Source organism: Citrobacter amalonaticus (assembly GCF_037053465.1).
GTDB classification, from domain to species: domain Bacteria; phylum Pseudomonadota; class Gammaproteobacteria; order Enterobacterales; family Enterobacteriaceae; genus Citrobacter_A; species Citrobacter_A amalonaticus_H.
In genome coordinates this window covers 90,899-101,626 of the sequence record NZ_JBALIF010000014.1, presented here as the reverse complement: position 1 = coordinate 101,626, position 10,728 = coordinate 90,899, and the positions used below count along the sequence as shown (strand labels likewise).

At 50.2% G+C, this 10,728-nt stretch carries 12 protein-coding genes and 1 tRNA gene; 9 read left to right on the top strand and 4 right to left on the bottom strand.

Going from position 1 to position 10,728, the window contains the following annotated elements:
* From WB371_RS19410 to WB371_RS19390, 4 genes are all read left to right on the top strand, one after another.
* Positions 1-719: RHS repeat-associated core domain-containing protein (locus tag WB371_RS19410; RefSeq protein ID WP_336221673.1), on the top strand; the 719-nt coding region annotated here is incomplete at its 5' end.
* A gap of 34 nt (positions 720-753) precedes the next feature.
* The gene (locus tag WB371_RS19405) at positions 754-1,527 is read left to right on the top strand and encodes a hypothetical protein (protein ID WP_336221672.1); all 774 of its coding nucleotides are present in this window, start codon (positions 754-756) and stop codon (positions 1,525-1,527) included.
* Between the two features lie 161 nt (positions 1,528-1,688).
* Positions 1,689-2,654, top strand: a complete 966-nt coding sequence (locus WB371_RS19400) for a hypothetical protein (protein ID WP_336221671.1) — start codon at positions 1,689-1,691, stop codon at positions 2,652-2,654.
* 216 nt (positions 2,655-2,870) lie between these two features.
* Positions 2,871-3,257: a hypothetical protein gene (locus WB371_RS19390; protein WP_336221670.1), complete on the top strand. Its 387-nt coding sequence runs from the start codon at positions 2,871-2,873 to the stop codon at positions 3,255-3,257.
* A gap of 31 nt (positions 3,258-3,288) precedes the next feature.
* Here WB371_RS19390 and yafC read toward each other — a convergent pair whose 3' ends face one another.
* Positions 3,289-4,203, bottom strand: a complete 915-nt coding sequence (gene yafC / locus WB371_RS19385) for a DNA-binding transcriptional regulator YafC (protein WP_336221669.1) — start codon at positions 4,201-4,203, stop codon at positions 3,289-3,291.
* A 250-nt stretch (positions 4,204-4,453) separates the two neighbouring features.
* Between yafC and WB371_RS19380 the strand changes: the two genes are divergently transcribed.
* Both WB371_RS19380 and WB371_RS19375 read left to right on the top strand, forming a co-directional pair.
* Complete coding sequence (locus tag WB371_RS19380) at positions 4,454-5,254, top strand: endonuclease/exonuclease/phosphatase family protein (RefSeq protein ID WP_206164732.1); 801 nt, start codon at positions 4,454-4,456, stop codon at positions 5,252-5,254.
* Between the two features lie 77 nt (positions 5,255-5,331).
* Positions 5,332-6,102 carry a class I SAM-dependent methyltransferase gene (locus WB371_RS19375; RefSeq protein WP_336221668.1) on the top strand — a complete coding sequence of 257 codons (771 nt, stop codon included), beginning with the start codon at positions 5,332-5,334 and terminating at the stop codon, positions 6,100-6,102.
* Positions 6,103-6,149: 47 nt separating this feature from the next.
* Here WB371_RS19375 and mltD read toward each other — a convergent pair whose 3' ends face one another.
* The gene (gene mltD, locus WB371_RS19370) at positions 6,150-7,517 is read right to left on the bottom strand and encodes a murein transglycosylase D (protein WP_336221667.1); all 1,368 of its coding nucleotides are present in this window, start codon (positions 7,515-7,517) and stop codon (positions 6,150-6,152) included.
* A gap of 71 nt (positions 7,518-7,588) precedes the next feature.
* Positions 7,589-8,344, bottom strand: coding sequence for a hydroxyacylglutathione hydrolase (gene gloB, locus WB371_RS19365; RefSeq protein WP_336221665.1), 756 nt, complete (start codon positions 8,342-8,344; stop codon positions 7,589-7,591).
* 35 nt (positions 8,345-8,379) lie between these two features.
* Between gloB and WB371_RS19360 the strand changes: the two genes are divergently transcribed.
* A complete protein-coding gene (locus WB371_RS19360) occupies positions 8,380-9,102 on the top strand; it encodes a class I SAM-dependent methyltransferase (protein WP_336221664.1) in 723 nt (240 codons plus the stop codon).
* Here the strand turns inward: WB371_RS19360 and rnhA are convergent.
* A complete protein-coding gene (gene rnhA / locus WB371_RS19355; RefSeq protein WP_336221663.1) occupies positions 9,099-9,566 on the bottom strand; it encodes a ribonuclease HI in 468 nt (155 codons plus the stop codon). The genes WB371_RS19360 and rnhA overlap by 4 nt on opposite strands.
* Positions 9,567-9,629: 63 nt before the next feature.
* Between rnhA and dnaQ the strand changes: the two genes are divergently transcribed.
* Positions 9,630-10,358, top strand: a complete 729-nt coding sequence (dnaQ, locus tag WB371_RS19350; RefSeq protein WP_336221662.1) for a DNA polymerase III subunit epsilon — start codon at positions 9,630-9,632, stop codon at positions 10,356-10,358.
* A 133-nt stretch (positions 10,359-10,491) separates the two neighbouring features.
* Positions 10,492-10,568 (top strand) — tRNA-Asp (locus WB371_RS19345).
* The last annotated feature ends 160 nt before the right edge of the window (positions 10,569-10,728 follow it).

The window sequence follows — 10,728 nt, the reverse complement described above, 5'->3', positions numbered from 1 at the left end:
CAGCCCTCATCAACCGGGAGGGACAGGTGGAATGGAAAGCAGAGCTGGACCCGTGGGGAAATGTGCTTTCCGAAGACAACCCGCATAATATTGAACAGCCGCTGAGGCTGCCGGGCCAGTGGTATGACGGGGAATCGGGGCTGCACTATAACCGGCACCGGTACTATGATCCGGCACAGGGAAGATATATCACGCAGGATCCGATTGGGCTTAAGGGGGGATGGAATAGGTATGTTTATCCGTTAAACCCTGTTATGGGTACAGATCCCTTAGGTCTAGAGGCCAGCTGGGGCAGTGTATTAGGTGATGGTGGTGGAAGATACGCTGCTAATACCATGTCTATGGATCTAGAAATGTCCCATAGTGGGGCTTCAGCTCAAGATATATTACAATCAAATCAAAGAATGTGCATAGGGGCGAATGGCTGGAATCCAGGTAATCAATATACAAAAGGTATTGTATTTGGCTCAACAGCTATCGGCATTGGGGGACTTGGAGTTGGGGCTGCTATAGAAGATGGTATTGCTGCTGGAGTGACGAAAATGTCCTTGGGGTGCACAAAAAATGCAGGAAAAAAAATAATTGAAAATAAATTAGAAAACAAGTCTACCCCGCTAAAGGAAATTGTGAATGAATGTGTTAAAGGTGCCGTGGACTCTGGGTTAGATAAGCTAGGAAGTTTTGCCTTTGATACTTCTATTGATAATTTACCTAATTAGAAACGGGTTTTCAATCTCCAAAAAGGAGGAAGGTATGAGTTTTTATACTAAAATTGCCATTTTATTTTTTAGCATAGTTACTAATATAAATACATCTTATTCGGCTACGGTTGAGAAATTTCCTACTGCAGATGAATCAGATATAGTAGTTCAAAGTTTTTACAAGAGTTATAACAATGATGAAATCAATCATATATATGAAATCTTGATTTCCCGAACAGGAGATAAACCAAGCAAAGATGTAGTGCTTCAAAATATAGGAGAGAGAAAAAAAACAATTGGGAAATTTATTAGAAGTGAGCTTAAGTCCAGCATGCATGCTTCACCTAATTTGCTGTATCTTTTTTATGAGGCTTATTACGAACATTCTACTATGCTGGAATTTTTTTGCGTTACTCGAGATCCCTCAGCAAAGAAAATTAGAATTACTGTTGATCAGATAGATACTGATAACCAAATGAGAAATGAAGGTAGCGTGGATGATAGGGTTCAGCAAGCAGTAGTTAAGGTCAATGAGTTTAGAAAACTGTACAATGATAAAATGTATGAGTCATTTTATAATCAAGTTGATTTTGGTTCGGAAAGCTATGTTGTGCCTAAAGATAAATTTTTAATTATGATGAGAGAACAAAATGAAAGCTTAGGTAAGTATATTAGTTCTAAACTGTTATTTAGTAGGAGCAAAAACAATGGTGTGGTTTTAACTTATTTAAGTCAGTATGAAAAATATGCTGTTGTTGAACTTTGGGGAGTTATTAGGGATTCACCTATAGATGCATTCAGGTTAAGAGTCTATGAAGTGTTTTGATAGATGATAACATTTAGTTAAGTTCAAGAATAATTTGCTGGCTTTTTGCAACAGGCACTTTTTCGATATTGAACTCTGCGTATAACGAATGAGTTGCCCAGAATATGCATCATTAATACCATCATGTTCTCTACGGCAACTTCATAAAACAGGATAGCCACTTGCCCGGAGCGAAACTGGGCGATGAGCCGTTGATTGATTTTACCCGCCTGCACCGGGAAGCGGAGCGGGTATTCGGCTGTCACAGCGAACAGCGGTGCTACACGGCAGTGGGCCGGCTGGCCGCACGGGTTATCGGCGGTGAGATGCAGGACTACCGGTACGATATCCGGGGCCAGCTTACCGGTACAGGTGCAAAACGGCAGTACGGTTACGACGAACACGGCCGCTTAATCAGCGCGGTACAGCCCGGCCTCAGTGCAGCATACCATTACGACCCGGCAGGCAACCGGGTGGACGGGGAAGGACAACAACAGTTCGACAACCGCCCGGCACAGGACAGCCAGTGGCAGTATGAGTACGATGCGTGGGGCAGTCTCATCAAAAAATACAACGAGCGGGAGAAACATCTTTACACTTACGACCTGCTGCACCGACTGACGGGCTTTGAGAAACAGACGCCGGACGGCGCGGTCACTAAAGCCACCTACCACTACGACCCGTACGGCAGGCGCATCAGTAAAACCGTCAGACGCAATAACCAGAGCGACACCACGCGCTACGGGTGGGATGGTGACCGGCTGGTGATGGCGGAGAAAAACGGGCAAAAAGTTCACACACTTTACGAACCCGGCAGCTTTACGCCGCTGCTGCGCATTGAGGGTGAAGGTGGCGACGGGGCGTACACCTGCCTTGCCGACAAACTCCGGCAGCACAGCCGGATACCGTTTACGGCGCAGGAGTATGCGGACATGGAGCGTCTGGAAGACGACCTGCGGACAGGAAAGCTGTCGGAGAGAAGCCGCGGCTGGCTGGAATTTGCGAACATTCCCGCAAACCTGATGGCGGTGCAGCTTGACCCGCTGCCGGTGGTGAATATCCGACAGGTTCACCTTTACCAGTGTGACCTCCGGGGCGATGGGCCAGCGCACGCGTTACCGCCACGGGGCCTTCGACCTGCTGTGTGAAGTGGAAGACGCGGGTGGGCAGCGGATACTCTGCGACTACGACGGTGCCGCAAGGCTGAAGCAGCTTACGCGCAGCGGCAACCAGCAGTGGCGGTTGTACTTCGATGCGGCAGGCCAGATGGCCGGGGAGGATGACTGGTCGGGACGCAGAACCGTCTATATCCGTGATGAACAGGGACGCCTGACACAGAAACAGCGGCCGGACGCCATCGTCTGGTGGCGGAAGAGCAGGACGGCGAGCGTATCGAATACCGTTACGACGAAGCCGGAAGGCCGGAGGGCACCACAACGCCGGACGGGGAAACCCAGAGAGAATATGATGCTTCGGGCATTTTGACCGGTTACCGCAGCAACGGTCACTGGATGGATTTTGGCCTTACGCCGGCAGGGCTGGAGAAAAACCGGCGCTACCGGCCGGAGGATGAAGCGCGCTGGCTGGGGCAGACACAGCTGAACCATGCGGTGTATATGCAGGAGCAGGGATATGACGCCTGCGGGCGTACGGCATGGCAAAACAGGGCGCAGAACGGCTGGCAGGCAGCCACCAGAGCGTGGCGTCGTGGCGATCGCTGGGTGAACACCGTTACGCGTGCTATGAATTAAAGAGTCATGAGTATGACTCTCTCTCTTTGCCTTAACCCTCTTTGACAGCTCCTCCGGGGGCTGTTTTTATATGTTCACTGAGGAAGTCTATAAACGCCCGTATGCGTGTACTCACGGCACGATCGCTGTAATAGACGGCACTGAACGGCATCTCTACCGGTAGCCGTTTATCTGCCATGAGTTCCACCAGTTCACCGCGGGCGATTTCCCGGTCAATCATATAGTCCGATAAGCAGGCTATACCGTTTCCGCTCAGACACAATTGTTTGAGCGTTTCACCACTGTTGGAAGACATTCCACAAGTAATTTCGTGAAGCTGGCCATCGTGGCAGGCGACAGGCCAGGTATTAAGTGACACCGGTTCGGTGAAACCCAGGCACAAATGCTTTTTCAGATCCTCGACCGTTTCTGGTTGACCAAAACGTTTAAGGTAGTCTGGTGAGGCGATAATTTTTCGGTAACTGGTAAAGAGTGGACGGGCGCGCAGACTGGAATCCGTTAGCGCGCCTGCGCGGATTGCAACATCCACTTTTCTCTCGATTAAATTGATAAACGTTTCAGAGGAGACAAGAGAAAGCGTGATTTCCGGATAACGTTCGCGGAAAGGTTTTATTAGCGGCATCAGAAAATGAAGAACCACCGGTGTGGCGGCATCGATACGCAGCATGCCGCGCGGGGTGCTGCGCGTTTCCATGATTTCCGTTTCCGCAGCGGCCATCTCCTGCAGGAGAGATTGTACCCGACGAAAGTAGCGCTCGCCTTCCTCCGTCAAACTGAGCTGCCGTGTCGTGCGGTTGAGTAAACTGACGCCGAGCTTCATTTCCAGCTTTTTGACTGCCCGACTGACGGCGGAGTTTGCCTGGCCCAGTTGTTCCGCCGCACGGCTAAAACTTCCGCTTTCGACCACGGAGACAAAAATGGCGAGTTCGTCTGAGGTTGCTTTCATTTTTGCACCCGTAGCAAAATTATAAAGGTATTGTAGTTTATTCTGTTATTAAATCACTCCAGCATGCCGCATGTCATCATGAAATATAATGCCTGAGAGCAGTGAAAGTACTTAGATTAAGTCTTTGATGTAAGCGCTTGCTTACAAAACAATGTGCAATGGGTCGTTGAAAGTGCGCGCGAAAATCCCTATAACTGAAGAACCGCCCGGCTTCGGACGGGTTGACGTTACAGAGGTTTGAAAGTCAAAAGTGCGAAAAAACACCTATGCCATGCGCTATGTTGCCGGACAGCCCGCAGAGCGGATTTTACCGCCCGGGTCATTTTCGGGCATCGGTCAGGCATTGCCCGCCGGGGCACCGCTAAGCAGTGAAGATCGGATTCGTATCCTGGTGTGGAATATCTTTAAACAGCAGCGAGCTGAATGGCTGTCGGTGTTGAAAAACTTTGGCAAAGACGCGCATCTGGTGCTGTTGCAGGAGGCACAGACGACGCCGGAACTGGTGAAGTTTGCAACGGCGAATTATCTGGCAGCCGATCAGGTACCGGCATTTGTTCTGCCGCAACACCCGTCAGGAGTGATGACGCTCTCCTCCGCGCATCCTGTGTACTGTTGCCCGCTTCGTGAACGGGAACCAATCTTGCGGCTGGCAAAATCGGCACTGGTTACCGTGTACCCGCTGCCCGATACACGGCTGCTGATGGTGGTGAACATCCACGCGGTTAACTTTAGTCTGGGGGTCGATGTGTATAGTAAGCAGTTACTTCCAATCGGTGACCAGATAGCACATCACAGTGGTCCGGTAATTATGGCCGGTGATTTTAATGCCTGGAGCCGTCGTCGCATGAATGCGCTGTATCGCTTTGCACGCGAAATGTCGCTGCGTCAGGTGCGCTTTACCGACGATCAGCGCCGTCGTGCGTTTGGCCGCCCTCTGGATTTTGTCTTCTACCGGGGTCTGAACGTCAGCGAGGCATCAGTGCTGGTCACTCGCGCCTCCGATCACAACCCACTACTCGTTGAATTCAGTCCCGGCAAACCTGAACAATAAGGTGTGTCAGGTCTGCCGTCGGGGCAGGCCTGAAGTGGTACTGCCCTTTATCATGCAAACAACTAAAGGACAGCACAATGACCGCACATTCCCACCACGATAATGTCGAAAAGCAGTTTGGTTCCCAGGCTAATGCCTATTTAACCAGCACCGTACACGCTTCTGGACGCGACTTGCAGCGTCTGGCCGGTCGCCTGTCTCTTTTCCCGCAGGCCAATGTGCTGGATATGGGCTGTGGTGCCGGTCATGCCAGTTTTATTGCTGCTCAGAACGTGAAACAGGTCGTGGCGTACGATTTATCTTCGCAGATGCTTGATGTTGTTGCTCGGGCGGCAAGGGACAAAGGGTTCACGAATATCATCACACAACAGGGTTATGCCGAAAGCCTGCCATTTGACGATGGCGTATTTGACGTGGTCATTAGCCGTTACTCTGCGCATCACTGGCATGATGTAGGTAAGGCGCTTCGCGAAGTGAATCGGGTATTAAAGCCGGGTGGCGTGCTGATTGTAATGGATGTTATGTCCCCGGGGCATCCGGTACGCGATATCTGGTTACAGACGGTTGAGGCCTTACGCGACATGTCGCATGTTCGAAACTATTCCAGCGGAGAATGGCTGGCTTTGATGAATGACGCGAACCTGACCGTCGATACGTTAATTACCGATCGCTTGCCGCTGGAGTTCAGTTCATGGGTGGCAAGAATGCGCACACCAACGTCATTGGTTGAAGCTATTCGCCTTTATCAGAAAAGTGCTTCCTCGGAAGTGAAAACCTACTTCGCCTTACAGGAAGACGGTTCATTCACCAGCGATACCATCATGGCTGAAGCGCATAAATCGGCATAAATAAAAAAGGCACCGGGGGAAGCCGGTGCCTTTCACATTTATTATGATCAGGAATCAGGTAAGCTGTTGTTTTTCACAAACAACGTGAGCTGATCGCCTGGCTTCAGATTGTCCGTATCGGCGTTCCAGCGCATCACATCTTTGATGTTAACGCCGTGACGTTTAGCGATGCTCGAAAGCGAATCGCCTTTACGTACCCGATAGGTAATGCTGTCGCTATTTTTCGCCAGTAGCTGCGCACTGTTACCAGCGCCAACCGTCAGGCTTTGGCCCACTTTCAGCGTTGACCCGCGCAGTTTGTTCCACTGCTGCAAATCTTTGGCGCTCACGCCGAGACGTGAAGCAATGCCCGAAAGTGTATCGCCAGAGCGAACGGTATAGCTACGGCTGTTCAGCGGCGTGTTATCAGCCACCAGTGTGGACTGAACGGCAGCAATTTCGCCCGACGCCAGAGATTCACGCAGTTGTTCTGCGTGCTTCTTTGGCACCATCACATATTGCGGGCCGCTTGCACCCAGCGTGGAGCCTTTCACACCTGCATTAAATGTCTTCAGCTTACTGACGGAAATACCCGCCATATCGGCAACCTGAGCCATTTCAACCGGACTGCTTAAACGAACACGCGCCAGTGCCCGACTTTCGTCTGTTGTAGGCAGACGTACGCCATAACGTTTGCTGTTCTTGAGAATATCGCTCAGGGCCAGCATTTTGGGCACGTAAACTTTCGTTTCCTGAGGCAATGGCAACGACCAAAAATCGGTGGATTTACCACGCGCCTTGTTCGCTTTCATCGCCTTCATGACCCGACCTTCGCCGCTGTTGTAAGCTGCAATGGTCAACAGCCAGTCGCCGTCAAACATCTTGTTCAGACGCTGCATCATGTCGAGCGCTGCGGTTGTGGAAGCCACAACATCGCGACGCGCGTCATAACTGCGAGTCTGTTTCAAACCATAATTGCGCCCCGTGCTCGGAATGATCTGCCAAATGCCTGCGGCATTGGCGCCAGACGTCGCGTGAGGATCAAAAGCGCTCTCCACTATGGGTAGTAGTACCAGTTCCATAGGCATGTTACGTTTTTTAACTTGCCCGGCTATCCAGTACATATACGGCTCTGCCCGTAAAGTTACATCGTGGAGATAGCTCTTATTGCGTAAATACTTCTGTTTTTGTTCGCGAATCCGGTCATTTTCCGGAATTCCCATCTTTAGCTCGTCGCCAATGAAAGCCCACAAGTCTTGATCCTGCGCGAGGGACGTCCCATCGTCCATCCATCGTGCCTGACTCGTAAACTTTCCTGCTTCCCCTTGACCAGCTGCAGAAAGGCTCTGTGCGTGCTGTTGGACATTACCGGCGTTTTGAGACGACTGGCAACCCACGAGCAGGACAGAGGCGAGTAAGATCGCTTTTGCCTTCATGTGTGTGTCAATAGTTGCTTAAAAGACGACCGATCATAACGGCGAAGTTTTGAAAAGGCAACCCAGAATTGTCAGAAGCTGTCTTTCTTTGACCTTAACCAGGCAAATCGCTCTTCTGGTTGTAGCAATATCGTGTCTTTGTTAATTTTATCAATTAAATCAGTATCTTCCGTACGTAAAAAAATATTATTTTGCCGCTCATTTTTCAGAGTGACGGGGAGTGTCATTTGTTTTTTTACCCGTAACTCATTAACTTTACGATAATATTCATTTATAGAGGAATCATGCGGCAGGATACTCAATGCAAACTTCATGTTTGATAATGTATATTCATGCGCACAGCAAATGAGCGTATCGTCAGGAAGTGCATTAATTTTTTTAAGTGATTGATACATTTGCTTTGCTGTTCCTTCAAACAGGCGTCCACAGCCGCCCGAAAAAAGTGTGTCGCCGCAAAAAAGATAAGGATGGCTGAAGTAACAGATATGTCCTAAAGTGTGACCCGGCGTAGCAATAACACTAAATTCATGCGCCAAAATGAAGGCGGAATCGCCATCTTTGACTATCTTTGTGGCCCCCTTATCTTGTGTTTCTGCCGGTCCGTAAACCACAAGTTGCGGAAATTTTTCTACCAGTTCTTTTACGCCGCCAACGTGATCCTGGTGGTGATGAGTGAGTAAGATCGCCTCCGGTTGCCACTTATTTTCTGCAATGGCGTTTAATACCGGTGCAGCATCACCCGGATCGACGATCAGACAGCGTCCTTCATCATTACTCAGAACCCAGATGTAATTGTCCTGAAACGCCGGAATACTGTTAAGATTCATAAATTACCTCTCTATGTGCATAACGGATGGTTGTCATGAAACCGGCAAGGAACCCTCAAACAGTCGATGCCCCCGTTCGTTGGGGCGATTTACCCTGGGGTGAATACTATCGTGAGGCGCTGGAAAAACAGCTTAACCCGTGGTTTGCAAAAATGTATGGTTTTCACCTGCTTAAGGTGGGCAATTTAAGTGCAGAAATCAACACAGAAACCTGTGCAGTTTCGCATCAGGTTAATGTTTCTGCCAGTGGGACGCCGGTACAGGTACAGGCCGATCCGCTTCATCTCCCTTTCGCGGATAAATCTGTCGATGTTTGTCTTCTGGCGCATACGTTGCCCTGGTGTGCCGATCCCCATCGATTGCTGCGTGAAGCTGACCGGGTACTGATAGATGATGGCTGGATGGTGCTGAGCGGATTTAACCCGGTGAGCCTGATGGGGCTACGCAAGCTCATTCCGGTGCTACGCAAATCGCCACCTTATAATAGTCGTATGTTTACGTTGATGCGCCAACTGGACTGGTTGTCGCTCCTTAACTTTGAGGTTCTGCATTACAGCCGTTTTCACGTGTTGCCGTGGAAAAAGCAGGGCGGAAAGATGTTAAGCGCCCATCTTCCCGCACTGGGGTGTATGCAGGTCATTGTCGCGCGTAAGCGAACAATTCCTCTTACGCTAAATCCGATGAAGCAGACTAAAGCGAAAGCTCGCATTCCTCAGGCGGTGGGGGCAACCCGCCAGTATCGCAAGCCGGACGTTTAAGCGTCTGGCTGATAGCCAACATCTTCCTGAGTCGGATTCATTGCCGCAGCGCGGGCAAGCTCGTCGCAGCGTTCGTTTTCCGGATGACCGGCATGGCCTTTAACCCATTCCCATTTAATTTGATGCTGGCCAAGCGCGGCATCGAGACGTTTCCAGAGATCGACATTTTTAACGGGTTTTTTCTCGGCTGTTTTCCAGCCGCGTTTTTTCCAGTTGTGGATCCACTGGGTGATCCCCTGTCGAACATACTGGCTATCGGTGCTCAAAATGACTTCGCAATGTTCTTTTAATGCTTCCAGAGCGACTATCGCCGCCATCAGCTCCATGCGATTATTCGTTGTGAGGGTATAGCCTTCACTAAAGGTTTTTTCGCGCCCGCGATAGCGTAAAATCGCACCGTAACCACCCGGACCTGGATTTCCCAGGCACGAACCGTCGGTGAAAATTTCTACCTGTTTAAGCATCTCTGGTAGACTTCCTGTAATTAAATCGAACTGTAAAAGACAAGTCTGACATAAATGACCGAGATGAGCACAGCAATTACACGGCAGATCGTTCTCGATACCGAAACCACCGGTATGAACCAGATTGGCGCGCACTATGAAGGGCACAAGATCATCGAAATTGGTGCCGTGGAGGTGGTGAACCGTCGTCTGACGGGGAATAACTTCCACGTCTATCTGAAGCCCGATCGACTGGTGGATCCTGAGGCGTTTGGTGTTCACGGTATTGCCGATGAGTTTTTACTTGATAAGCCAACGTTTGCGGAAGTGGCGGATGAGTTTCTCGACTATATTCGTGGCGCGGAACTGGTCATTCATAACGCCTCGTTTGATATCGGCTTTATGGATTACGAGTTTGGCAAACTCAACCGTGATATCCCGAAAACGAACAGCTTCTGTAAAGTCACCGACAGTCTGGCGCTGGCGAGGAAAATGTTTCCTGGCAAGCGCAACAGCCTGGACGCATTGTGCTCACGTTATGAGATAGATAACAGTAAGCGTACGCTGCACGGCGCGTTGCTCGATGCCCAGATTCTGGCTGATGTTTATCTGATGATGACCGGTGGTCAGACGACGATGGCGTTTTCGATGGAAGGGGAAACTCAACAGCGGGACAATACAGGGATCCAGCGGCTTGTACGTCAGGCCAGCAAGTTACGCGTCGTTTTTGCGACCGATGAAGAGGTCGCGGCCCACGAATCGCGTCTCGATCTGGTGGAAAAGAAGGGCGGAAGTTGCCTCTGGCGGGCGTAAAATATGCGTTAAGGCGGTAAAAATCGCAGCCTGGGTGATTTTTACAGCAAACGATTAAAAACACGAGAAAAAGCGTTGACGAGGTGCGTGGCAATCCGTAATATGCGCTTCGTTCCCAAGCGGAACACATCGCGGAGCGGTAGTTCAGTTGGTTAGAATACCTGCCTGTCACGCAGGGGGTCGCGGGTTCGAGTCCCGTCCGTTCCGCCACTTACCTTTCTCAGGGTGTCTCTGGATGTCCTGATGAGAAGAAAAACCGTATCGCTGTCAGAGTGATACGGTTTTTTTTCGTCTCCAGGTATCCCTCCCGATATCGGGGAATCCGGCGCAAAATGGCCCACGAAATGGCCCACGCGCCCGGAAGGGATAT